The organism is Pseudoalteromonas sp. GB43 (genome assembly GCF_054923805.1).
Window position 1 is genome coordinate 650,971 of record NZ_JBPCHJ010000002.1, and the last position, 25,148, is coordinate 676,118.

The 25,148-nt window shown below is 40.7% G+C and carries 16 protein-coding genes and 2 pseudogenes; 6 read left to right on the plus strand and 12 right to left on the minus strand.

What is annotated here, in order from left to right:
• The first annotated feature begins 79 nt into the window (after positions 1 to 79).
• Positions 80 to 2,327, plus strand: a pseudogene (locus tag ACRWSG_RS20375) (carbohydrate binding family 9 domain-containing protein).
• A gap of 53 nt (positions 2,328 to 2,380) precedes the next feature.
• On the opposite strand, the gene ACRWSG_RS20380 reads toward ACRWSG_RS20375, so the two are convergent.
• The 5 genes from ACRWSG_RS20380 to ACRWSG_RS20400 all read right to left on the minus strand — a co-directional run bounded on the left by ACRWSG_RS20380 (position 2,381) and on the right by ACRWSG_RS20400 (position 6,605).
• Positions 2,381 to 2,899, minus strand: coding sequence for a protein tyrosine phosphatase family protein (locus ACRWSG_RS20380; RefSeq protein ID WP_462167388.1), 519 nt, complete (start codon positions 2,897 to 2,899; stop codon positions 2,381 to 2,383).
• A gap of 19 nt (positions 2,900 to 2,918) precedes the next feature.
• Positions 2,919 to 3,476 (minus strand): amidohydrolase family protein, encoded by a 558-nt coding sequence (locus ACRWSG_RS20385; protein ID WP_462167389.1) that lies wholly within the window; start codon positions 3,474 to 3,476, stop codon positions 2,919 to 2,921.
• Entirely contained in the window at positions 3,376 to 4,656 is a 1,281-nt protein-coding gene (locus tag ACRWSG_RS20390) for an amidohydrolase (protein ID WP_462167390.1), read from the minus strand. Before ACRWSG_RS20390 ends, ACRWSG_RS20385 begins: the two co-directional genes overlap by 101 nt.
• Positions 4,657 to 4,728: 72 nt before the next feature.
• Positions 4,729 to 5,649, minus strand: a complete 921-nt coding sequence (locus ACRWSG_RS20395; protein WP_462167391.1) for a Solitary outer membrane autotransporter beta-barrel domain — start codon at positions 5,647 to 5,649, stop codon at positions 4,729 to 4,731.
• Positions 5,650 to 5,657: 8 nt separating this feature from the next.
• Positions 5,658 to 6,605, minus strand: a complete 948-nt coding sequence (locus ACRWSG_RS20400) for an IS30 family transposase (protein ID WP_074989424.1) — start codon at positions 6,603 to 6,605, stop codon at positions 5,658 to 5,660.
• Positions 6,606 to 7,092: 487 nt separating this feature from the next.
• On the opposite strand from ACRWSG_RS20400, the gene ACRWSG_RS20405 reads away from it, so the two are divergent.
• The 3 genes from ACRWSG_RS20405 (at position 7,093) to ACRWSG_RS20415 (ending at position 17,198) form a co-directional block, all read left to right on the plus strand.
• Positions 7,093 to 7,767 carry an outer membrane beta-barrel protein gene (locus tag ACRWSG_RS20405; RefSeq protein ID WP_462167392.1) on the plus strand — a complete coding sequence of 225 codons (675 nt, stop codon included), beginning with the start codon at positions 7,093 to 7,095 and terminating at the stop codon, positions 7,765 to 7,767.
• Positions 7,768 to 7,891: 124 nt separating this feature from the next.
• Entirely contained in the window at positions 7,892 to 8,704 is an 813-nt protein-coding gene (locus tag ACRWSG_RS20410) for a hypothetical protein (RefSeq protein WP_462167393.1), read from the plus strand.
• Entirely contained in the window at positions 8,676 to 17,198 is an 8,523-nt protein-coding gene (locus tag ACRWSG_RS20415; RefSeq protein ID WP_462167394.1) for an Ig-like domain-containing protein, read from the plus strand. Before ACRWSG_RS20410 ends, ACRWSG_RS20415 begins: the two co-directional genes overlap by 29 nt.
• Before the next feature lie 54 nt (positions 17,199 to 17,252).
• On the opposite strand, the pseudogene ACRWSG_RS20420 reads toward ACRWSG_RS20415, so the two are convergent.
• The 3 genes and pseudogenes from ACRWSG_RS20420 to ACRWSG_RS20430 form a co-directional block, all read right to left on the minus strand.
• Positions 17,253 to 18,754: pseudogene (locus ACRWSG_RS20420) on the minus strand (AbgT family transporter).
• A 170-nt stretch (positions 18,755 to 18,924) separates the two neighbouring features.
• Positions 18,925 to 19,224 (minus strand): hypothetical protein, encoded by a 300-nt coding sequence (locus ACRWSG_RS20425; protein ID WP_054554529.1) that lies wholly within the window; start codon positions 19,222 to 19,224, stop codon positions 18,925 to 18,927.
• A 7-nt stretch (positions 19,225 to 19,231) separates the two neighbouring features.
• Positions 19,232 to 19,492: a DUF3081 domain-containing protein gene (locus ACRWSG_RS20430; RefSeq protein ID WP_462167395.1), complete on the minus strand. Its 261-nt coding sequence runs from the start codon at positions 19,490 to 19,492 to the stop codon at positions 19,232 to 19,234.
• Between the two features lie 201 nt (positions 19,493 to 19,693).
• Here ACRWSG_RS20430 and ACRWSG_RS20435 point away from each other — a divergent pair, with 201 nt between their 5' ends.
• Positions 19,694 to 20,560 carry a TlpA family protein disulfide reductase gene (locus ACRWSG_RS20435; RefSeq protein WP_462167396.1) on the plus strand — a complete coding sequence of 289 codons (867 nt, stop codon included), beginning with the start codon at positions 19,694 to 19,696 and terminating at the stop codon, positions 20,558 to 20,560.
• Between the two features lie 78 nt (positions 20,561 to 20,638).
• Complete coding sequence (locus tag ACRWSG_RS20440) at positions 20,639 to 21,919, plus strand: flavohemoglobin expression-modulating QEGLA motif protein (RefSeq protein WP_462167397.1); 1,281 nt, start codon at positions 20,639 to 20,641, stop codon at positions 21,917 to 21,919.
• Positions 21,920 to 22,002: 83 nt separating this feature from the next.
• Here the strand turns inward: ACRWSG_RS20440 and ACRWSG_RS20445 are convergent, their stop codons facing one another.
• From ACRWSG_RS20445 to ACRWSG_RS20460, 4 genes are all read right to left on the minus strand, one after another.
• Positions 22,003 to 22,152, minus strand: coding sequence for a hypothetical protein (locus tag ACRWSG_RS20445; RefSeq protein ID WP_462167398.1), 150 nt, complete (start codon positions 22,150 to 22,152; stop codon positions 22,003 to 22,005).
• A gap of 25 nt (positions 22,153 to 22,177) precedes the next feature.
• Positions 22,178 to 23,221: a type III PLP-dependent enzyme gene (locus tag ACRWSG_RS20450; RefSeq protein WP_462167399.1), complete on the minus strand. Its 1,044-nt coding sequence runs from the start codon at positions 23,219 to 23,221 to the stop codon at positions 22,178 to 22,180.
• Between the two features lie 260 nt (positions 23,222 to 23,481).
• Positions 23,482 to 24,309, minus strand: a complete 828-nt coding sequence (locus ACRWSG_RS20455; RefSeq protein WP_462167400.1) for a hypothetical protein — start codon at positions 24,307 to 24,309, stop codon at positions 23,482 to 23,484.
• A gap of 17 nt (positions 24,310 to 24,326) precedes the next feature.
• A complete protein-coding gene (locus ACRWSG_RS20460; RefSeq protein WP_138599460.1) occupies positions 24,327 to 25,130 on the minus strand; it encodes a DUF1338 domain-containing protein in 804 nt (267 codons plus the stop codon).
• Positions 25,131 to 25,148: the final 18 nt, after the last annotated feature.

A 25,148-nucleotide genomic window follows, 5' to 3' on the forward strand; every position in this document is an offset into this window, starting at 1 on the left:
AATGTACCTTGATGAATTACAATCGCTTTGAAATCAGTCAAGTAGCGTTTCTAACGCGTTAGTGTCTAAATGGATGTTTATGCAGTACATAAAAAGAATAATAAATAAAATAACCGCCCCTACTTTTTTACTCAGTGTTGCTAGTGTGCCTTTTTCTGCTAATGCATTTGATAAGGCTGAGTTCTCCCTTGCCCATATTAAAGAGTCTATTAGCGTTGATGGTGTGATGGATGAGCCACACTGGCAATACGCCACTAAAGTGCCATTAAAATATCAGAACGAACCAACCGAAAAAGGCACACCGCTCGTGCAAACCGATGCTTACATGTACGAAGATGGCAAGTACTTGTATGTGGGTTTTATTGCAAAAGATAATGATCCTTCGCAAATTCGTGCCGCTCTTCGAGATCGCGACACACTTTGGCAAGACGACAATGTTGCCTTGATGATTGATACTTTTAATGATGAACGAACTGGCTATGAGTTTTATGTAAATCCATTGGGTGCGCAAGGTGATATGCGCATGACAGATATTGATGATTGGGTGGAAGACCCATCATGGGATGCTATTTGGGATAGCGCAGGGCAAATAACAGAGGACGGCTATGTTGTTGAAATGCGTATTCCATTCACTGCACTTCGCTTTCCAAAAGACCAGGCCGAATTAACGTGGAGTTTTGCAGTATGGCGAAATTACCCGCGTGATGTGTATTATCAAATGTCGAACGTTGGTTTTGACCGAGATGTAAAATGTAGCTTTTGTCAGTTTGATAAACTCACAGGTTTTGCCAACATGACAGAAAGCCAAAATATTCAGCTTACACCCACTTTAACTGCGCTTCGTCATGATAGCAAAGACACAGTGCCGGGTGATTGGCAAAATGGCGATATTGATACTGAAGCAGGCTTGGACTTACGTTGGGGTGTGACGCAAGATGCGGTTATTAATGCCACTATTAATCCTGACTTTTCGCAAGTCGAGGCAGACTCACTCGAACTTGATGTAAACACCACTTATTCAATTTATTATGCTGAAAAGCGTCCATTCTTTTTAGATGGTGCGTCTTATTTTAATACCAGCCAACTAGAGCTTTTATATACGCGAATGATTGCTGAACCTGATGTAGGTTTAAAATTAACTGGTAAAACCGGCGCGCACAGCTATGGTTTTATGTACGCTGATGATCAGAATACCAGTGTTTTACTTCCGACAAATCAAGGGTCGGGCTTTGCTAATCTGGCAGATAAAACGCAAGCAGTAGCGGGGCGTTATCAGTTTGATATTGGACCAAAAAGGCACAATTGGTGTGATGAGCACTCACCGTGAAAATGATGATTACCATAATACCGTGTTATCGATTGATGGTAGTTATTGGTTTAACCAATCAGATAGTTTGCAGTATCAAGTTGCAAGCACAGATACCACTAACTCAGAATTTTTAGTTGATTATTATGGCGTTGATAAGAATCAATCCGATCAAGCTTATGCTATTGAATTTACAAGAACTAAGCGTGATTACGAAGTCTATGCTAATTACGAAAATATAGGTAAAGAATACCGCTCTGATTTAGGCTACCAAGCTAAAGTTGATTACGAACAAGTACAATTAGGTGGTGGGCAAACTTGGTATCGTGATGCTGATGATGCAATCACAGAGTACAGCTACAATGTTGAGTGGGATAAAACGTGGGCACAAAATGGCGACTTACTCGAAGAAGAATACGATGGCTTTATTACTTTTAAAGGTAAGATGCAGTCGCAAACAGAAATTGGCTTTATTCATCGTAATGAGTTTTATGCCGGCGAGTTCTTTAATCAAAATATAGGCTATATCTACGGTGGTTTTAGACCTATTCGTGATGTGCGGTTCTTATTGTATGCTCAATATGGCAGCAAAATTGATTACAGTAATGCAGCTTTAGGTACCATGGTTCGTATTGAACCTGAGATGACATGGGATATTAACGATCATTGGCAGGTTCAACTAGAGCACAGTTACAGCTATCTAGATAACGAACAAAATGATCGTGTTTATACTGCAAATTTAACTGATTTACGTGTTTATTATAAATTTAATATGCGCTCAATGCTAAAACTCGTTTTGCAGTTTGAAGATGTCGATCGAAACAACGAAGCTTATCGATTTGATGTCAGTCAAACTAACCGCGATTATGGCAGTCAGCTGGTGTATTCATACAAAATTAACTCTCAGACGCTGTTTTACTTAGGTTATTCAGACAAAGGATATCAAGACGACTCTTTGAAAAGTCTTGAGCGTGACGAGCGTACCTTTTTCACTAAACTAAGCTATGCATGGCAGCTCTAAGTAATTATAAAAAGAGTCAGAAAAAAGCAATATAAACTAATATGTTGGTCAGCTTATGGCTGACCAACCTCTTCGTTAACTTTGCTTCTTACCACCCCTTCAAGGCTTTTTAAGCCCCATTGTTTACCAATTTCAACAGCTTCATCAATTGGCTTTTTCAAGGTGACGGCATTATAAAGTGCAACGAGAGCGCCAACACGGTTGCTGCTCGCACAATGAAGTAAGGTAGTTTGCTGTTGCTGTTTATTGAGTAATGCCTGAAGTTTAGTGGCGTTTTCAATGGTAATATCAGCTTTAGATTGCACAGGAATATGGTAATAGTTCATACCAAGCTCAGTGACTAACTCTTGCTCAGACCAATTCGTTTCGTTATCACCGCGAAGGTTGATGATGTTCTGAACACCAAGTTGCTTTAACTTGGCAAAATCAGTTTGACTTGGCTGCCCTGAAGTTAGCACATTCTCAGACTGCGCCCTAAGATTTAAAATATCCAGTTTTGTAGTAACGGTTTGTGCTGCAAATGCAGAAAAAGACAGCAGCGCAGCACATGCTAATTGTATGAACTTATTCATGTTACTCCTTAAAGTGTGTTTAATTTTTGCTGTAGACGGTTTCACCACGACTAATGGTTTCTAACACTTGTAAGTTATGTAGCTCTACAGGCTTTATCTTTAGCGGATTCTTATCAAGAATTATCAAGTCTGCTTGCATCCCTTGTTTTAATTGCCCTTTTGAACTTTCTTCAAAATGTTGATACGCAGGCCATGTGGTCATTGCTTGTAGTGCAGTATACACAGAAACACGTTGCTCTGGCCCTAATACTTGATCTGTTCGGGTTGTGCGGTTCACAGTTGCATCTAATACACGTAGTGCATCAGGTAGGGCGACTGGTGCATCATGATGGGTGCTAAACATTAATCCTTGTTTGCGAACAGCTTGAGTGGGTGAAATAAAATCGGCACGGGGGTGACCTAGCACTGAATTTACATGCCAGTCGCCCCAATAAAAAGTATGCATTGGGAAGAGCGATGGAAATATGCCTAATTCTTTAAGACGATTTACCTGATCTTGTCGAATTGTTTGACCATGAATGAGTACAGGGCGGCGATTCTTTTTTGCCGAGCTTGTTATTGGCACTTTCAACGGCATTTAAAAACTGCTCAATGGCGGCATCACCATTTGCATGCGTCATTACCTGCCAGTCATTGGCAAAGGCCGTTTCAATATACTGATAAGCTTGCTCATTATTAAAAGTAGGGTAGCCTGCATAACCTTGCTCTTGGCCTTCGGGGGCTTTTAAGTATGGCTGAGATAACCAAGCGGTTTTACCTTGCGGTGAGCCATCAAAGTTAAGTTTTACACCCCCAATGCGAAAATGATTTGTGTAGTTTTTACTGTTATAGGCTGAGTCCATAAATCCGCTGCTGGTGGCCATATCGGCATAGGCAACTATATCAATCACGAATTTATCTGCCTTTGATGCTCTTACCATCGAGTCATAAGCTTCTTGGGTAGCACGTCCTTCTTGGGCCGTTGTGTAGCCGTATTTTGTACAGAGTTTTTGCCCTTCTTGCAGCATTAAATCTTGTAAATCAGGATCAACAGATTTCATAAGTTTAAACAGTAATCCAAAGTGCGCGTTTTCTTCGAGCACCCCATTGGGCTCTTGTGAGTTTGTCATGCGACGAATTATCCCGCCATCAGGATTTTCTGTGTTTTCATCGATGCCAGCCATGGCTAACGCTTTAGTGTTTGCCACACTTAAGTGCCCTGAGGTATGAATGATGATCACAGGCTTTTCAGTGCTAACTCGGTCTAAGTCCATTTTTGTAGGGTATCTATCAAGCTCAGCATCATCGTACCCAAATCCTAAGATAGCGCCGGTTTTTTCAATAAAAGTGGTGTAATCAGGGTTGTTCTGTGCAGCTGTGAGAATATTAACGATTTGCTCAACGCTGTTAGCATCACCATCTGGACTAGGTAATACATTGGCTACCATGGCTTGTAAGCCTACCGCGTACACATGACTGTGGCCATCTACAAAGCCAGGCATTAGGGTCTTGCCTTGTAAATCAATCAGCTTCGTTTTACCAAACTTATGCTCAAGGGCTTTAGTTTTATCACCCACAAAGATAATTTTGTCGCCTTGCGTTGCGATTGCTTGCGCATACTCTGGTTCATCGCCAGTCATTGTAAGAATATCACCACCATAATAAATGGTATCTGCTGCACTCACTTGCAGTGGAAGCGTTTTAGCTGTTTGTTCAGAGGTTTTATCGCAAGCCGTTAAGGCAAGCAATGAACATGCAATTGCGAGGTGATGTTTCATATAATCTTCCTTGAATTCTAAGTATATCTAATAATATAGTCTGTTTGCTCAGTTTGTGTTTTTATATTGGACTTAAATTTCATTAAAGTACAAGACAATAGCAGCGCCATCTAGGCTACTGCCATTATGAATGTTGATACCAATACCAAAGTTATCGAACCATGACGTCCATTTTATGCTATCCCATAAAAAGCCAATACCGTATTCATAAAAGTGATCGGTCCCAAACGCTACCCGACTATCGCCGCCTAAATCGATACGTTGGCCTTTGATGTAAAAAGCTTGCTCAAAAACCCCGATTTTGAACATGTTAAATTTAGCTTTAATACCATTGAGTGTGCGCCATGTCTCAGGCGCCGCATTATTTATTCCATCAGGGTGAGAGAGTGCCCAGCCATAGTAATAATTAAAGTTAAGTTTGTACTCGTAATAGCCCCAATGCCTAGGTAAGCGATAGATCATGGTCGCATTAGGGTTTAACACCAGTGCATTACTATTGAGGTTGGTGTAAAGATTTTCAGCTAAAGGCTTAAAATTACGTCTAGACTCGGGAGAGTTGTACTCATAATCATTGTTGTAATGTAAGTAGTGAGTATTAAAACCAAATTGATATGACCATTTAGAGCCAAGTGCTTTTTCGGCATTAAAACCGATCATCCCGTTATACACTGTTTCTGAAATATAGTCGTCAGCCACATTATCAAAAAGCGAAATGAAATCTGATTGATTTAAATAGCTTACTTTGCTGGTCAGGCTTAGTTTGTGTTGATAAACAGGCTCATCAAGCTGCCAAGTGTAAGGAATACTGTAGAGTTTGAGTTCTTTTCTAAGCGCAATACTGTCTTCATCTTTGTTGGCATGTTGCGAGTCAAACAGTGTTTGTGGATCAAAATCACCAAAACCCAAGGTAATACTATCACCATCGGTTAAAACCAACGACGTGGCAAAAGGTCGATTCGAGCTGCTCGCGAATTCAAGTCCGAAGTGCACCACTCGCTAAATTAGGCTGCTTTGCGTAATTCATCGAATATTACCGCTGGTTGCCTAAACCCTAGACATTTTCTCGGCCTCGCATTGAGCGCCTTTTCTATGTGCGCAATTTGCTTATCTGTCACCGTTCGTAAATCAGTGCCTTTGCGAATATATTGACGCAACAAGCCATTAAAGTTCTCATTTAACCCTCTTTCCCATGATGAGTAGGGGTTAGCAAAGTAGATGTCGGTTTTTAGCTTGTCTGAAACATGCTCATGTTCACAAAACTCACTCCCGTTGTCTGCGGTTATCGTATGAACATGGCGTCGATAGCGCCACAGCATACCTATCATTGCTCTGCTCACTTGCGCTGCACTTTTTGCTGGCACTTTGCGTATCAGGTAAAACTTACTTGTACGCTCGACTAAACTAACGATTGCTCCCGTACCATGCTTGCCAAGTACTGTATCCGCTTCCCAATCACCAAATCGTGTCTTAGTGTCAACAATCGCAGGTCTATGTTCAATGCCAACACGATTTGGGATGATGACACGTTTGCTTCGGCTGCCTTTACGATAACGTCTGTGCCCTTGTCGCAGATGTTTGTATAGCTTGCCACCACTCAATTTATCTTTTTGAATATAGCCATAAATCCATTCATGACTCACAGGATGCCCGATAATTTTGCTTACACCCGCAACCTGCTCAGGGCTCCATTTTTGCTCCAATCCAAACTCAACGAACGCAATTGTAAGTGCTGGCATGGAATACTTGGCAGCTAGATGTTTTCGTTTACATGCCTTTGAATGTGCAACCTCAGGCAAGTAATGACTTCGAGTACTATTGCGCCTAACTTCACGACTTATAGTGCTGTGGCTCACTTTTAGCCTTTTCCCTATCTCTCGATAGCTAAAACCCTCGCGTAAGTAGGCCTCAATCTGGTATCTTTGCCCTTCGATCAACTGCTTGTAACTCATGGTATCTACTCTTGTTTTTTGGCGATTACAGAGTACCACCAACAGGCAGTTGATTCCTTCTCACCGTTTAACCATGAGTGGTGCACTTATTATCTGAATTCGGGCTTAGTCGGGTTTGCAAAAACCGCTGAGCAGATGCAGAAAATAATAGGGGTATAAAAAATAAATTTAAATCTATAGCTATTTTTCATTAATAAAGCGGGAATCATTATTTTATGAATAATAATAGCCCATTTATTTCAAACTATGACTAGTTATTTAGAATTGATTTTTTTTCAATTATTCAAAATCACCAAATAACTAATAACAATGTCTGTCGGAAATTTCACAAGCTCATAAATTTAGGAAGATTCTGATTCGGATCACTCATCTTTTCATCTAATGTAAAACATAAATGCAGAGTTGATATTCTGACTTTTAAATCTACATATTATTGTATTTAAATCAATTCTGTGCCCGTTTAATTAGATTAAGAGAGTGCTTTATTTTGAACCATAAATACTTTTTAACTAAAAGTTCTAGTTGTTTTTCATGGGCTTTTATACTGATTCTTTTTTCTGGTGGCTCACTACTCAGTACAGATGGGCAAGCTAAAGAAAATAATTGGTATTTGTATGGCCAAATAGGCCACGCTTCGACTGATTTTAAGGCAGACGCTGTTAAAAATGAGCTTGTTGCACAGAGTGTCAATTATGAAAACTTATCAGTGAAAGATGCTGACGTAGGTTATCAACTAGGATTTGGATATCAGCTAGATTCTATATTTTCAGTCCAACTGGGTTATTTAGATTTTGGCGATAGAAATTTTCGTTTAACAGGAGAGGTGACTGATTTAGACAATTTTCATGATGTAATGCAAGCAACTTACCCTGAATCTGCAAAGGGGCCACACCTAGTTGTTTTAGCATCATGGCCTCTAACAAATGACCTATCACTAACAGGTAAACTTGGGTACCTTGATTGGCAACAAGATTACCAATACCAAATCAATACATCAGATGTTTTTAAAGCGAAACGCAGCGGCAATAGTGTAACTTTTGGCGGTGAAATCAGCTATTCAATATTTGAAAATACTCTACTTTTCTTAAGTTACGACCAAGCTAGGTTAGATGATTACTCAACGACAATGTTTTCAATTGGCGCTAAGTATCAGTTTAACTAATCAACTCCAAATGTATGCAGGGGGCGTACATTTTTAATTATCTCAAGGAATAGCTGAGTCTACTTACTAAACCACTCATCGTGAATTAGCAAACAGCTTGAAGTTTCTACAGGATTAAAATGCCATGTTATCAACAATTATTAAATATTTATACTTAGTCGCACTTATTGCGCCCATGTCGATATTGGCTATGCCAATAACAATTATCGCTCCTAGTAAAACGTTTACGCTTGATGTAGAGCCCAGTGACAGTATTGGTACTCTACGACAATTAATAAGCGATGAAACGAGTATCCCGTATGACAGAGTGGTCATTACTCAAAGTGTTGAGGGCGGTACCGCTGTGTTAGATGATAACTATGTTTCTTTGTCAGATAGAAACATCAAAAAGAATGATGAATTAACAGTTATAAAGAAAAATACAGCGCCTAGTTTTTCATTCAGCGAGTGGAAGGATCTTGGCAGTGCTAGCTTCGTTCAATCAAACTTTGCTAAAAGTTATGTAAAAATTAGGGTCGATACTAATGATGTACCTTGGGTAATTTTAAGAGGAGGTCCAACTGGTAGCAGTGTTATGAAATTCAATGGTACAGATTGGGAGTTCATTGGTGATGAGATGGATTCTTCAGATTCATATTTTGCTTCTTTGTACCCGGATTTAATTTTTGATAGCAACAACACACCGTTTATTTCTTTCGGTGATATAGTAGATTCTGATAAAATTTTGAGAGTACGAACTTTTAATGGAACATCTTGGAAGGACGTAGGTTCACCTGTAACTAATGGCGATGTATCATACATTAATCTAGCGTTTGATCATAATGGCGTTTTACATGTTGTTTATATCGACAGTAGTTTAGGAAATAAAGCTGTTGTAAAAAAATATGATGGTAATAATTGGGTAAGTGTTGGCTTTACAAGGTTTTACCCAATCTGATGTAACCCATTCTGAAATTGCTTTTGATAGCTCAAATACTCCTTACGTTTTATTCAGTCAGTATTCTCAAACTACCACAGGTGTTTCTGTGATGTATTTCGATGGTTCATCTTGGGAATATGTCGGAGAGGCGGGTATATCAAATGCAAGAGCAATTAAACCGTCGATAGCAATTGATAGTAATGACAATATTTATGTAAGCGCTAGAACCTCAAGCAATGGAACTGTTGGGCTAGGTTTTTATAAGTTTGACGGCACAACTTGGTCTTTAGTTAGTGAGAACTTGTCTGATGGTTCTGCAGGTGATTCTGACCTTGAATTGGGTGCAAATGACATACCATTTATATTTTTTAGCGGTGGTAGGGGTAACGTAGTAAGTTATCAAAATGACACTTGGCAGTATGTTGGTAGAGAAGGCTTTGCTGAAGAAAGCACCCGCGGCAATTCTATTTCCCTTGACAGCCAAAACACTCCTTATGTTATTTATTCTAAAAATACGACTAGAACAACAAATTCTGTAATGAAGTATGCTACAACATCATTTTCAGACTCATCTCTAACGATCAATCAAGGAGACTCAATAGGTGATCCGTTTGCTGATTTCATAATATCAGACAAAGACCGCGACGACGTGATGTTAACTATTACACTTTCGGATACCAACGCAGGGAGCTTTTCAGGTAATGGAAGCGGTGGGGCTAACTATAACTACGACACTAACAGCGGTGTATTAACAATTTCTGGTAGTGTTAGTGATGTAAAGGCAACGATTGAAAACTTAACCTTTACTCTTGATAGTAACTACACTGGTGAATTCACATTCACTAACGAACTGACTGATGGCACAGAGAGCGCCTCGCCAGTAACTTTAACTTATAACGTAGTTACACCTAACAAAGCGCCGTCAGTTTCTGTTAATAAAGGCCTCTCAATTGATGAAGGTGCTACGACACTAATTTCTACACTTGACTTATCAGCCTCAGACCCTGATGACACAGGTGCAGAGCTTACATTTACACTTAAATCAGTGCCTACTAACGGCAGCTTGTTTGTTGATGCCAATGATAACGGCAGCTTAGACTCAGGCGAAGCGCTTGCTGTAAATGGCACGTTTACCCAGCAAACGTTGGATGATTCAAACCTTTATTATAAACACAATGGCTCAGAGACTACCTCTGATAGCTTTACATTTGACCTAGCCGATGGCTTGGAAGATGGTGTTGAGCCAGTTACCAATCAAAACTTTACTATTTCTGTTTCATTAACAAATGATGCGCCAGTGATGGTCACTAAACCAAAATGGGATTTTGCGGGTAATACAGGTTTTTCTATAGCGGCTGCCTTTTCTGTTAGCCTTGAGTTAGATAGTCATGATATTCCCTATGTGGTTTTTTCAGACAAGTTCAATAACCGTAACGTATTATCAGGAATTAAATTAGAGGGTGATTCTTGGCAATATGTAGGACCTCAACGTTTCCATACTGGAATTACTAGTGGATTAAAAATGGCGATAGATAGTCATAATGTCCCGCATATTATCTATAGTGATATATCACTTGGTGGTAAAGCCGTCGTTCAAAAGTTTATTAACGGAAGTTGGCAAACCATAGGTGGGGGACCAGTCAATTTAAACGAAACTAATTATTTATCAATTGCAATTGATAGTGCAGACAACCTATATGTTGCTTATCAAGATAGTCGTTATTTTAACAAAGCAATTGTTAAAAAGTGGGATGGTACAAATTGGCAGACTGTCGGTGGGACGAATGTTACGCCTCGTGATGCAAGGTTTATCTCACTTGCATTTGATGACAGTGACACACCTTTCCTTGCATATGTTGATAAAAGAAACGACAAGTGGTTTGGCAATGTTAAAAAATTTGTGAATGATAGTTGGGTGCCTGTTGGTCCTGTCGATTCCCTTGAAAATGTTTATAGCTCTAACTTTGCTTTAAATAATGATACGCCTTACTTTGTAAATGCTAATTCGTCTGAAATTTTTGTAAGAAAATTCGATGGCACAGATTGGGTTTTAGTAGGAGAACGAGGTTTTTCTGCAGAAAATAAATATACACCCGATATTGAGTTTGATAGTAACAATAGACCTCATGTCGCTTATACGAATAGGACTTATAAGAATGGAACTGAGGGCTTTGAGGTGAGGGTGACGAGTTTTGATGGCACAAGCTGGCATACGGTATCTCCCCTAGGTGTAAGATCAGGTAAAGCTTATCAGTATGGATTCGCGATTGCGAGTGACGACAGCTTGTACATTTCTTTTAATGATTCTGCTGATGATTATAAGGCTTCGGTTTTGAAATCCAGCCGAGCAGTATTTGATAGTTATGCGCTTTCTGTTGCAGAAGACAGTGACGCGAGCTTACTATTCGATAATTATCAAATCACCGATGAAGAGGGTGATGATGTTACCCTGACAATTACACTTGCTAATAACACATCTGGCTTACTAGCAGGCGCGGCGAGTGGTAGTGCCGTCGTTAATTATAATAATGACAATGCGACACTAACAGTCAGTGGCTCGCTCGCGGATGTCACCACTACACTTGCAAATTTATCATTTAAACCAGCGGCTAATTTTTCTGGCTCACTGGGTATTACATTTAACTTAACTGATGGCAGCAATAGTATAACGCCAGTGAATGGCACGATTACGGTGATTGGTGTAAATGACGCGCCGAGTATTTCATCAATTGCGGTGACTCAAGCAACAGAAGATACGCTTTATTCGTATCAACTAACAGTATCTGATGCTGATAAAGACGATACATTTACATACAGAGCGACCCAATTACCAAGTTGGTTATCGCTAAACCCATCCGGTCTGCTGGCGGGTACACCGACTAATGATGATGTAGGTGATCATACGGTGACTATATCAGTGACCGATCAGGCAAATGCAAGTGACATTCAATCATTCACGATTTCGGTTGAAAACGTGAATGACAAGCCTGTGATTTCTTCCACGCCGATTAGAGCAGCAACACAAGACCAGCCATACAGCTACACCCTTGTTGCGAGCGATATCGATAAAGGCGATACGTTGACCTATACAGCAACGAAGATCCCTGGATGGTTAGGCTTTACAAGGTCTACGGGCGAACTGTATGGTACCCCAAATAAGCATACCATTGGTACATATGCCATTGCTTTAACTGTTACTGACAGTGCTGGCGCATCTGTTACGCAATCATTCTCTATCACGGTTGAAAATGTGAATGACGCGCCGGAAATTTCTTCTGTGCCAATCACATCGGCAACCGAAGACAGTTTTTATAGTTACACGTTAACGGCAAAGGATGCTGACAAAGGTGATACGCTCACGTATGCGGCAACGAAGCTCCCTAATTGGTTGACGATCAACCCATCAACGGGCGTACTTTCTGGAACACCAAGCAATGATGATGTGGGTGAGCATGCTGTTACTTTGAGCGTCAAAGACGGTGCTAATGCACTTGATACTCAATCATTCACTATCTCGGTTGTAAACGTGAATGACGAGCCGGTGATTTCTTCAACGCCAATTACAGTGGCAACGGAGGATAATCGTTATATCTATACCTTGAACGCAAGCGATGTCGATAAAGATGACACCTTGATGTATGGAGCAACAAACTACCCTGACTGGTTGGTGTTTAACCGTTCAACAGGTGTGCTTACTGGTACGCCTAGCAATGATGATGTCGGTGTGCACTCTGTGACGCTAACCGTCACTGACAGTGCCAATGCAACGATTGAGCAAACTTTCACTATTACGGTTGAGAACGTGAATGACGTACCTGATGTGCAAAATGACATCGCCAGTGTTGATGAAGATAACAGCGTTGCTATTAATATTCTTGCCAATGACAGTGATGTCGATAGTAAGCTAAACCCAGCAAGCGTGATGATTGTTACAACGCCAACACAAGGTCAAACTAGCTTGAATACGGCAAATGGTGTGATCACTTATACGCCGAATGAGAATATTAACGGGACCGATACATTTAGCTATACAGTCGATGACATAGAGCATGACCGTTCAGATGTGGCGACAGTGACCATTACTATTAATCCTGTTAATGACGCGCCTCTTGCAAATAGCGATAGCGCGATGACCGAAGAAGACATGGCCATTGAAATTGATGTTGCACTAAACGATGCTGATATTGACGAAGGAGACTCACTCGACTTATCAAGCTTAGTAGTCGTTTCTGCACCTGAAAATGGTCAAGCAAATGTTCAAAACGATCGCATTGTTTACACGCCTGCGTCTAACTTTAATGGTAGCGATACATTTACGTATCGTATTGCAGATAAAGCAGGTGCAGTGTCAAATATTGCACGTGTTTTAGTGACTACCGGTGAAGTTAATGATGCACCAGTGGCGACCAATGATTTAGGTGTACTTGATGAAGATACATCAATTGAGTTGTCTATTCTTGACAACGATATTGATGTTGATAGTGAGTTGCTTATAGGGAATGTGACGATAACGCAAGCTCCTAAGCATGGCGAGCTAACTGTCAATAAAGAGTTAAGCACAATCCGCTTTACACCACATTCAGATTTCTTTGGTACTGATAGCTTTGAATATAGTGTCAAAGATGATCAGTCTTTAATGTCAAATATTGCGACAGTCACTTTAACGGTAAATAGTGTGAATGATGCGCCAGTTGCACAAAATGACACCGCCGTATTACTTGAAGACACATCTCATAATATCAATGTGTTAGGTAACGACAGCGATGTTGATGGCACCCTTGATAAGACGAGTCTAGAAGTTGTTACACAGCCTGAACACGGTAATGTACAAGTGAACAATGGCGTGCTCAGTTACACACCAGATAGTAATAGTTATGGAGCAGACACATTTACTTATCGTGTTAAAGACGATTTAGGCCTTTGGTCAAACCATGCAGAGGTGTTCATTACGGTGACAGCTGTTAACGATGCACCATTGGCAAATAATGATGTGATCCAGACCAATGAAGATGAGAGCGTGATTATTGATGTGACGCAGAATGATTCAGACATTGATGGTCACCTTGATGAGGATTCAGTGAATATTGTAACAAACCCTGCATTTGGTCATATTACCAATAATGTAGATGGTACAGTTACTTATACGCCTATTAGCAATTATGTGGGCTTTGATTCATTTACTTACTCTGTACTTGATAATGAAGGTGCACAGTCAAATACAGCCTCAGTGACTATCACCGTGTTAGCAGTCAATGATGCGCCTGTTATTGAATCTCACCCAGTCACGTCGGCTACACAAGATGAAGCGTATAGCTATGTTGTTACTGTTAAAGATATAGACAGTGCAGATAGCTATAAATTAAGTGCGCTAGAGCTGCCAAGTTGGCTTGATTTTGATCCTACAACAGGCGAGCTAAGCGGTACGCCGAGTAATGATGATGTAGGTACTCATACTATCAACTTAGTTGCCACTGATGCAGGAGGATTAACCGATACTCAAACCTTTGCTATCACAGTGGCCGATGTTAACGATGAAGCCACGGGCGGGATCAGTATTACTGGTGAAGCAAAAGAAGGTGAAACCTTAGCTGTTGAGTCGACAATCGAAGACCCAGATGGCGTAGGTGAGTTTACCTACCAATGGATGCGTAACGGCGAAATCATTACTGGTGCAACGCTTGCAGAGTACATGCTAACCGAAGCTGATATTGGCGCGACAATCACAGTTGTCGTAACCTATGTTGATGGCCATGGTAATACAGAAACCTTTACCTCAGATGCAACCAGTGTTGTCATTATCGCGAATGTTGCACCGGTTACCCATGACGAACAGTTCAGCATGGATGAAGATGAAAGCATTACCTTTTCGCTAAACTATTTTGACGAAAACGGTGATGAGCTTACGCTTAATCTTGTGACACCTGTGAGTAATGGTACATTGATAATGGATGCAAACCATCTGGTGTATCAACCAAACGCTGACTTCAATGGTACTGATAGTTTCAGTTACACCGTATCGGATGGCATGCTGAACTCTAATATTGCGACAGTGACTATTGTCGTTAACGCAATCAATGATGCGCCAGTGTCTATGCCAGATAACTTTACCGTCAATGCGGATTTAAATGAGTATGTGGTGCTTGATGTGCTCGCAAACGATATTGATGTTGACGGTGATGAACTTACTCTTGTTAAGGCAACCGTGAGTGCTGGCACGATCCGCATTGTCGATAACAAACTAGAGTACTTAGCCCCAGTTGGCTTGAATGCTGATGTTGTAATTACTTATCAAATTAAAGATTCAAATGGTGAAGTGGTTGAAGTCACATTGGTGGTATCTGTTGTGTCTACGGCAGCTGAAATTACGATTACAGCACCAGAAGACAAAACAATTGCATCTAAAGGTCTTTTCACCAAAGTGAATATGGGCACTGCTATTGCGAAGGATGCACTGGGTAACCCAGTTCGTGTCACCGCAAGCTCAAAAGGTTTCTTTGCACCGGGGACTCACACTGTGATTTGGAGCGCCGGGGAAGGCGATGATCAAGTTTCTGCAACGCAGTTAATCAATGTTATTCCTCAGGTTAACTTTAGTAAAAATCAAACTGCAACTGAGGGGACGACCGTTTCTATTAAAGCAATTCTCAATGGTGATGCCGTTAACTACCCAGTGGTTGTGCCATATACAGTATCTGGAGATGCGCTAGAGGGTGCAGACCATGACCTAGTTGAAGGTGAATTTAGATTTGAAAAAGGGCAACGTGAAGCGAGTCTGATTGTTAACGTGTCATCTGATGACATTGATGAGAAGTCTGAAACACTGGTTCTTCAGTTTTCAACGCCTGAGAATGCTGTTGTCGGTCCATTAGGTGAGCATACTCTTACCATCGAAGAAGGGAATGTTGCGCCAAGCATTGAGGTCTTTGCAAATCAGCAAGGGATAGTGACGCGAATCATAAATAGACAAGGTGGTGATGTAACGTTAACGACACTAGTAACGGATGCAAACCTAACCGATACACACATATATGGTTGGTTAACGTCTGATAGTGCCATTGTCGATACTGACAGTGTTGAAGAGAGTTTTACTTTTGATCCACAACTTCTTGAGCTAGGGACGTATCAATTTGAAGTCGGCGTGTTTGACGGACAACAAGCGGGATCTTCACTATTAGAACTGACTATTGTTGACTCAATGCCTCAATTATCTTCTGAAGATACTGACTTTGATGGTATTCCTGATAATGAAGAAGGTTACGGGGATGCTGATAATGATGGCATACCTGATTATTTAGATGCTGATTCGTTAGCGCTCAACGTTGTACAAGAAAAACTGAACGAAAGTGAATTTTTCTTAATGGAAACCGAGCCAGGTTTGCAACTTAGCCTAGGTCATGTAGCGTTTGTAGCACATGGCACCAATACCGGAGTGTCAGAGCAAGAAGTAATGCATTACGGGAATTATGGTTCAGGTGCCACAGCAGATGCTGGATTTGATTATGCTAGCGGAGTCTTTGACTTTAACGTTAGCCAAATCCCCGTAGCGGGTCAGTCAGTCGGCATTGTTATAGCTCAGTTTGCACCCATTCCGAGCAATGCTGTATATCGTAAGCTAATGCATACCGGATGGACTGAGTTTGTCGTAGATAGTCGCAATAGCATTGCATCAGCACCTGGTGCAGAAGGTTTCTGTCCACCACCACATGATGCTCAGTATACCCAAGGATTAACTGAAGGACATTGGTGTGTTCAACTTACTATTGAAGACGGTGGCCCAAATGACGCCGACGGAAAAGTAAATCGTATCATCGAAGATCCAAGTGGTATTGCCAGTACAATGAGTACAAATACTCAACCGGTTGCTGAAGATGATATGGTTAGGGTTAAACGCAACATTAGTACATACCTTGATGTACTCTCGAATGACACAGATGCGAATGATGATTCGTTAATTCTGACATCCGCAGCAGTAGACATTGGTGAAGTAAGTATTGTTAATAATTTACTTTATTTTGTCCCGCAAGCAGAGCACCTAGGAATTGCAACGATTAGTTATAGCATTTCAGATAGTCAGGGAGGGGCTGATTTTGCGACAGTGATAGTTGACGTCGTATCCAATGAAGCGCCGATGATAGATGCCATCATTGATGTTAGCACCGATGATCAAAGTCCAGTCACGATTGATATTTTGGCAAATGTGACAGATGAAGATAATAATGACTTCACTATAATTTCAGCCACAGCAGAGAATGGCAGTGTGGTCATTAACGATGATGGGACGATTACCTATACTCCAAATGCAGGTTTTGAAGGTACTGACACAGTCACCTTTGTTATCTCAGATGGTGATGGCGGAACAACACAAGGACAATTTAATGTGGTTGTTAAAGCGTATAAGCAGGTGAGTGTAGAACATAAAACCAGTGGCGGTGGTACGCTGCCAATGAGCTTAATCTTGTTATTATTCGCATTGACAATGATAAGACGCAGCTATTATCGAACATATCGATAAACATTAAAAAGCCAAGCTTCAAAGCTTGGCTTTTTTACACCTTTAAGAAGCGCTTTAAGGCTGATAGTAAATCGGTGATTCAGGACCAACTGGGAAACCCAGAACAAATACCCATAAGTAGAATAACGCGACCCAACCAACAAAGAAGATCATGCTGTAAGGAAGCATGGTCGCAACCAATGTACCAATACCCATGTCTTTCTTATACTTAGTTGCAACAGCCAGTATCAAACCAAAGTAACTCATCATCGGGGTGATAAGGTTAGTAACCGAGTCACCAATTCGATACGCTGCTTGAATAGTCTCAGGCGCATAGCCGATTAGCATTAACATTGGCACAAAGATGGGGGCCGTTACAGCCCATTGTGCAGATGAAGAACCTAAGCTTAAGTTTACTAATGCACACATTAAAATGAATAGCACAAATACTTCAGGGCCAGTTAGGTTTAATGCTTGTAAAAGAGCAGCACCGTTAATGGCTAAAATTGTGCCTAGGTTGGTCCACTTAAAGAAGGCAACGAACTGTGCTGCAAAGAAAACCAGCACAATGTACATACCCATCGAGCTCATACTTTTACTCATGGCATCGATGACATCTTTATCGTTTTTCATGGTGCCAACAACGCGGCCGTAAACAAAACCCGGAATACCAAAAGTCACAAAGATAAACACCACAATGCCTTTTAAAAATGGTGAATGTGCCACAAGGCCTGTTTCTGGATTACGTAAAATGCCGTCTTCAGGAACAATTGTCCAAGCAAGTAATAGTGACACCACTAACAGTGACACACCCGCCCATTTTAGTCCTGACTTTTCTTTATCGGTTAAACCGGCAATATCATTTTTAGGCAAATCGTTGCTTGCTTCATCAGGGTTGTACTTACCAAGGCGCGGCTCAACGATTTTCTCGGTAACAAACGTACCTAAAATGGCAATTAAAAATACCGAAATCATCATGAAATACCAGTTTGCTTCAGCGCCAACTTGATAATTTGGATCAATCATTTGTGCTGCTGGCGTGGTGATACCAGCAAGTAGCGGGTCAATGGTACCGAGTAATAAATTGGCACTGTAACCACCAGAAACACCGGCAAATGCCGCAGCAAGACCGGCAAGAGGGTGACGACCAAGGCTGTGGAATATCATGGCTGCTAATGGAATAAGTACGACGTAACCAAGCTCAGACGCCGTATTTGATAAAATCGCAGCAAACACCACCATAAAAGTAACTAAACGCTTAGATGGGCCCATTACCATGCCGCGCATAGCAGCAGAGAGTAAACCTGAGTGTTCTGCAACACTTACACCTAATAAAGCGACTAATACCGTACCAAGTGGTGCAAAGCTGGTGAAGTTCGTAACAAGGCCAGTAACGATACGCTGCAACCTTCGGCACTAAGTAGGCTGACAACTTCAATAACACCATCTGGGTCTCGACCAGCAGCGCCTTCAGGGCGTGGGTCGATAGCGCTTAAACCATACCAATCGGCAATGCCGCTAAAAACGATAATAGCAACGCAGAACATTGCAAATAAAGTGATAGGGTGGGGGAGCATATTACCCAAAAATTCAACGGTTGCTAAAAATCGGTTAAACAACCCATTATTGCCACCTTCATGGGTGTTGTGAGAGTTTATAGTTTTTGACATGTCCAGTTCTCGTTATTTCAAAATGGCGCTAACCTAGCATTTTTTACCGGACAGATCATGTTTTAGCGGTGGGAGAACTAATAGGTACGTTCCAAAATGCCCTTGTACAACAAGGGATAGCGGCGCAAACGTTTGCCAATGTAATCATCGGCTAGAATTTGCGCACAGATTTGCTCTACATCGTTACTTGCTTCAAATACCCAATCAAAACGCTCAATAGCAAGCAAAAAGCCACGCTTGAGGAACTGTTGTTCACGATAGTAACTAAGATTTTCGCGAATGATATCTAACTTATCTGGGTTAGATTTTAGCTCATTAATAACTTGGTTAATAAACGCCTGCTGTTGCTTTGACTCAGCTTTTACCCGTCGTTTCATTACTTCTTTACAGTTCCTTATCAGCGATATAAAGCACTTTCTTTAAAAAGTCCTCTTTGTTCTTTTCATGTTGATAGTCAAGGTGATAAGTATTGTGAAAACCAAAGCGCAGTAACACGCCACTGCCTTTTAGATAGACCGTATAACCATCGATATCCGAAAAAGCGCAAATACCCTCATATAGCTTTCCACCTTCATGATCTTCACCGTGTTGAATGATTTTTTCATACACTGAGAGGATCAATTTACCGTCTAGCTCATTTTTCATAATGACTCCTTTTTTTGTGTAATACGTTTCAAACCTATAAAAAGTTTAGTGTTATTTTATGTAGGCATTAAACGAGTTGTGAATTTTAAAACCTTACTTTGCGATAAATCACTAAAATCACATTTAGATAGCAGATGTCGAAAATTTACAATATTTTCTCTTACCTTAAACTTAAGATAGATTTTATTTGAGGGACGCACAATGAAATATAAGTTTATACCCCTGATACTACTAGCAGGCTTGTTACTTGTAAGCAAAAGCATATCAGCGAATACAGCACCATTGGTGCTAGAAAATGAAGCAGGGCAAATAGTTAAGCTTAACAGTTACTTAGGCAAGAAACCCGTTTACTTAAAGTTTTGGGCGACTTGGTGCAAGCCATGTATGGAGCAAATGCCACATTTTCAGCATGCATATGAGCAATATGGCGATAAAATTCAATTTGTGGCTATTAATATTGATCTCAATGATGATGCAGACGCTGTTGCTAAGGTTAAAGAGCGTTTTTCACTTACTATGCCAATTTTTACTGATCACACAGGGCAAGTTGCTAAACATTATGAATTTATGGGCACCCCTTTTCATGTATTGATTGATAGTGATAAAAAGGTGATTTTTCAAGGCCACGAAGCTGATAAACCGCTTGATAACACATTACGTTTGTTATCACACAATGGCAAAGTTGATGAAGCGCGCTTATTAAACGAAAAGCAAGGCCAAGCCACTCCTTTGGTTATTCCGAAACAAGGCAAAAAAGCCGTGCTATTCACCGCAACATGGTGCGACTGGTACTTAGCCGACACTCGCCCTGCAATGGCAAAGCAGTGTGTATTAGCGCAGCAACATGCTAATAAACTTGCAGAGCAAGGAGTTGATGTCGAGGTTAAAGTGAGTCAGTTATGGACTGACCAAAGCGCAGTGCAAGAGTATGTTGATAAATTCTCTGCAACCATGCCAGTTTCAATCGATTATGGTAATGATTTATTTATTGAAAATGGCATTAATTCGGTACCCAGTTTACTTCTCTACAACGACGGAAAATTAGTCTCTAAAAAAGCTAAATTTTAATTAAAACAGCGTAATTTTGCTTTGTAATTATGCAAATTTAGCCTATGCTCAAGGCTCATTACACAGTGAGCCTAGAGCATGATAGATAAGGCATTATTAGCAAAAACCCGCGAGTTATCTGACCGATTAATCGCACTGCAAACACCCATTCGTATTCTTGATGCGATCAACTGGGATAAACAAATAAAAGAAGAGTTTTTCAAGCACAAGTGCCAAAAGAACCCAACGGTTGATCAAGCCTATTACCAACAGCGTGACCTTGGTTTTGTACCAAGTGAGTTACGTCGTGCGTTTTCTGATTTAAATCGCGATATCATCAGCCAGCTAGGGCAATTAAACCCAATTGCGCAATATATGAGCAAGATGTGTACTGAATATAAAACCGTACTCAGTATGATTGAATATCGTGGTACTCCTGAATTTCATGATTTGTCTGTTGAGTTATTTGGTCATCCAAAAGATTTATTCCATGCTGGAGAGCCTTCACTTTCTGAACTTGCAACCATGCTTGAGCAGCCACTAAAAAGTATGCTTGATGCTGATATCTTGCCTGATGATCCAAAAAACATTGATGCAGAAGATGCAGTAAAAATTTTAGCATCACAAGTAGCTCAAACGATGCCAGGCATTGATGTTGAGGTTATTCTGAGTGATGGTATTGTGAGTGATGCTGCGGCAGGTGCAAATAATATTAAACTTAATCAAGATGTTAAATTTTCTCAAAGAGAGCTAGATATTCTTGAGGTGCATGAAGGCTGGATCCATGTTGGGACCACGCAAAATGGTCTTGCACAGCCATATTTAACTTGCTTAAGTAAAGGCACTCCGAGCTCTACGGTCACCCAAGAAGGTCTTGCTGTCTTGACCGAAATTATTACCTTAAAGTCAACGCCACGACGTTTAGCAAAATTAGTGAACCGTATTCAAGGTATTACTAAAGTCATTGATGGCGCAGAATTTGTTGATATTTATCGTGATTATGTAGCGCAAGGGTTGAGTAAAGAGGAAAGCTATACACTTACTCAACGGGTGTTTAGGGGCAGCACAGCAACAGGCTTACCTTTTACCAAAGATATCGCCTACATTAAAGGTTTCGTGTTGGTGTATAACCTTATTCGGGTTGCCATTCAATTAGGCCGAATTGATCAATTGCACTTATTATTAGTCGGTAAAATCTCAATTGATGATTTCAGGCTGATATCGCAATTACATGATTTAGGTGTGATTGAAGACCCTAAATTTATACCACCACACTTTAAAGACTTACGAGGTCTAGCAACGTGGCTAAGCTTTGGCCGTTTTATTGGTAACTTGTCGTTTGAACAATTAGAAAACGACTACAAACCACTGTTTCTTTAAGCAAAAAAAATGCAGCTGGAATGAGCAGCTGCATTTTAAGAGTTAAAGCATGTTGCCTTACATGCTTTTAGTCGAGGAAACGATTAACCGGTGAGTGCGTCAACCTGCACTACATCATTCAGTACGATAACTTCTGCACGTTTGAAGAAGTTAAAATCTGTTGCAGTTGCTAATGTGTAAGCACCCATCATACGGCTGATGATTAAATCGCCATTGTTTAATTTTGGTAGCATGATTGATTCACTTACTACGTCGATGCTATCGCAAGTCGTAATTTGCTAACACGGACTCAACACGTTCGTTTGATTGTTTAAACGAGTCGATAGGGTATGAGGCTTCATCGAACAATAAACCACTGAATGATCCATAAATACCATCATCTAAATAGTACCAAGGCTTACCATCACGCACTGCTTGACCCATGACCGATGCAACACTGGTAACCGCACTGGCTACAATAAAGCGACCTGGTTCAGCAATTACGCGAACTGTCTCTGGTAACTGTGCTAAGGCATCATTAATAGGCGCACAAAATTCCTCAATTGGCAGCACGTCTTTATGGTAAGGCACAGGGAAGCCACCGCCAATATCAAGCGTACTAAGCGCAGGTAAGCCTAATGCGGCTACGTCGTTAATCACTTGATTACATGCAGCAATGGCAGTGACATATTTAGCTGGGCTTGCTGTTTGCGAGCCAACATGGAACGACAACCCTTTAATACGAATACCTAATTGTTGCGCGTAGCTAATGATTTCAATAGCCATTGCTGGGCTACAACCAAATTTTTTCGATAAATCAGCGAATGCTTCCGCATTACGAAAACTTAAGCGAACAAGTAACTCAACCTGGTCTTTGTATGCAATGAACTTTTCTAATTCGTTGATGTTATCAACCACAAACACATTACAACCGTAATCAAGTGCATCACAAATATCACGATCACGTTTGATTGGGTGCGTGTGAATAGTACGATCACTTGGTACGCCTTGGCTGGCGACTAAGTCAACTTCACCGCTGGTTGCTAAATCAAAGCTGGCGCCTTCTTCTAAAAGCGTACGAACAACCGCAGGATGAGGAAGTGGCTTCAATGCAAAGTGTAAAACAACGCCAGGCAAAGCACGGCTTAATGCACGGTATTGATGACGAACAGATTCACAATCAAGCACCATTAATGGCGCGCCATGTTGCTGAACAAGCTGCTCAATAAATTGGTTTGAAGGTTGTGCTACTGGTTCGTTTGCAGCAACCGACGCTGCAGGTACTTTGATTGTTAGGTCTTGTGTAAGTGTTGAAATAGCCATTTTACTCTCCGGCAATTAAGCAACTGCTCGGAAAAAAATGGAAGTCCGAGTCAGTTGAGTGTTATTAAGCGCACAGTTTGATCTGTGCAATCAAATACACTCTTGGATAGTTGCTCTATCGCCTTGCTACAAACAGGGTTTGTAATGTACTCGGATTGGCTATCATCAAGAAGCGGCGAGATGATAAATTTGCGTTTTTATTTGCGCAAGTGTTTTTTGATAATATTTTGAGTTATTTTTATGCAAAAGTTAGAGGCTGCTTAGTCGTTTTGAAAGAGTATTCCATATTCGTTTGTGTAAATTTTAAGCATTACTTCTGCGTCGCTAGGATCGTTCATTTGCTGGTGGAGTTCTTTGATATAAGCAGCCATTTCTACCTTTTGCATATAATCATTTATAAGCGACATAGCTCGATAACCTTCTGTGTTTTTACTACATGTAAAAAAGCCATTTATAAATTCTGGGTATTCAGCAATACGTCTTGATGTGAGTTGGTTTAATTCATGAGCTGGAATGTGTACATCAAGTGTTTGTTTGTATGCAACGATGTAATCAATACGTTTGCTGAAAAGTAGGCGGCTTAATTGCAAAAAAGCATTTTCACCGTAAATCGTTGCGACATTGAATTTTTTATCAGCGAAAATGCTATCAAGTTCGCGGTAACTAGTTGAGCCAACAATCCCAAAGCTAGCTTTGCTTTTTAGTAGCTCTGTAACAGAAACAGGCTCCGAACCTGACTTTAAGGTACTTTTAAGGGCGTATAAACGACGCTGTACATGCATGTACGTGGGTATCGTCGAAAATATCATAGCTTTCGATCGATTTTGGGTTTTGATGGCATTGTAAGTGCAACTAGCTTCGTTACCAGATAAGCGTTTTAATAACCGAGCATGATTTGTTATTTCGACATCTATATCGAATTCATCTGCAAGGGCTGGTTTGATTACAGCATTTAGGTGACGGTTGACACTATTTTTGTCAAATTCATTAGCAAAATATGCATGAGACAGAATTGTTAGCTTAGGCTTTTCTGTTGCCGTAGCAGTGTTTAGAGTAAATAAAATTACGATAAACCCAATTAGCCTCATACATAAACTCTTTTTAGTTATCGAGCATTGGTGCTCTCAAATATTTTGTCAGCTGATGCTGCAACAAAGCCAGTGTATAGCTCACCATCTGGTTTTTCGTAGCGCAAAGCAAACTCATAAAAACAACTTGGTACGGCAACAACACCATCGCTAAATTCAACTTCGCTGTCATCAGCAAGGGTTGAAGATTGCTCGAGTAATACCTCTGGTGAACCTTTGATTTCGCCGCCAGATGTATTTAGCGCAAAACCCGCATCTTTAAGTGCTTGGTTTACACTTTCGATATCATCGAATTTAGCCAACTCATTGATGCTCACCGTAAAGTGATTAGCACGGTAACCCCATGCTGACATCCATGCTGCATATTCACTTTCTGCGAGCAGTTTTTTGTAAGTGTCTGAACTTACTTGCCAGTGCGTACCAGAATACAGGAAATTATCGGCTGTAACAGCGTTTTCGTCAATCTGTGCAACCATGTCGTTGACAATCGTTTGCAGCTCTTCTGAACATTGCTCAACAAGTAATTCAGAAATGAAAACTTTAGGTTGCTTAGGATCTGAGTGTTCGAAGTGCTTTGCGTATAGTTTTTTCGCTTCGAAGTGGTACTCGCCGCATTCTTTGTAGCCAACTGCTAAAAAGTGCGCTGCTAGTTTTTCTAAACCGATTTTTTCATGGTTAAAAGTACGTAAAGCAATGTGATCGTTAATCACGTCATCTTTTTGTGTTGAGCCAAGTAACTCATGTACTTTTACCGCCGATGGCGTAACTGATAAATAGTTGTCCCATAGGTTTTCAAATAGGGCGTTTACATCTGTGTGCATGTTTAATTCCTTCAATTA

Bases quoted from the DNA above. Each gene is read 5' to 3' on its own strand.
- ACRWSG_RS20380 (WP_462167388.1), bottom strand. From the start codon at position 2,899: ATGAATAAGTTCATACAATTAGCATGTGCTGCGCTGCTGTCTTTTTCT.
- ACRWSG_RS20385 (WP_462167389.1), bottom strand. From the start codon at position 3,476: ATGCCGTTGAAAGTGCCAATAACAAGCTCGGCAAAAAAGAATCGCCGC.
- ACRWSG_RS20390 (WP_462167390.1), bottom strand. From the start codon at position 4,656: ATGAAACATCACCTCGCAATTGCATGTTCATTGCTTGCCTTAACGGCT.
- ACRWSG_RS20400 (WP_074989424.1), bottom strand. From the start codon at position 6,605: ATGAGTTACAAGCAGTTGATCGAAGGGCAAAGATACCAGATTGAGGCC.
- ACRWSG_RS20410 (WP_462167393.1), top strand. From the start codon at position 7,892: ATGTTATCAACAATTATTAAATATTTATACTTAGTCGCACTTATTGCG.
- ACRWSG_RS20425 (WP_054554529.1), bottom strand. From the start codon at position 19,224: ATGAAACGACGGGTAAAAGCTGAGTCAAAGCAACAGCAGGCGTTTATT.
- ACRWSG_RS20430 (WP_462167395.1), bottom strand. From the start codon at position 19,492: ATGAAAAATGAGCTAGACGGTAAATTGATCCTCTCAGTGTATGAAAAA.
- ACRWSG_RS20435 (WP_462167396.1), top strand. From the start codon at position 19,694: ATGAAATATAAGTTTATACCCCTGATACTACTAGCAGGCTTGTTACTT.
- ACRWSG_RS20440 (WP_462167397.1), top strand. From the start codon at position 20,639: ATGATAGATAAGGCATTATTAGCAAAAACCCGCGAGTTATCTGACCGA.
- ACRWSG_RS20445 (WP_462167398.1), bottom strand. From the start codon at position 22,152: ATGCTACCAAAATTAAACAATGGCGATTTAATCATCAGCCGTATGATG.
- ACRWSG_RS20450 (WP_462167399.1), bottom strand. From the start codon at position 23,221: ATGGCTATTTCAACACTTACACAAGACCTAACAATCAAAGTACCTGCA.
- ACRWSG_RS20455 (WP_462167400.1), bottom strand. From the start codon at position 24,309: ATGAGGCTAATTGGGTTTATCGTAATTTTATTTACTCTAAACACTGCT.
- ACRWSG_RS20460 (WP_138599460.1), bottom strand. From the start codon at position 25,130: ATGCACACAGATGTAAACGCCCTATTTGAAAACCTATGGGACAACTAT.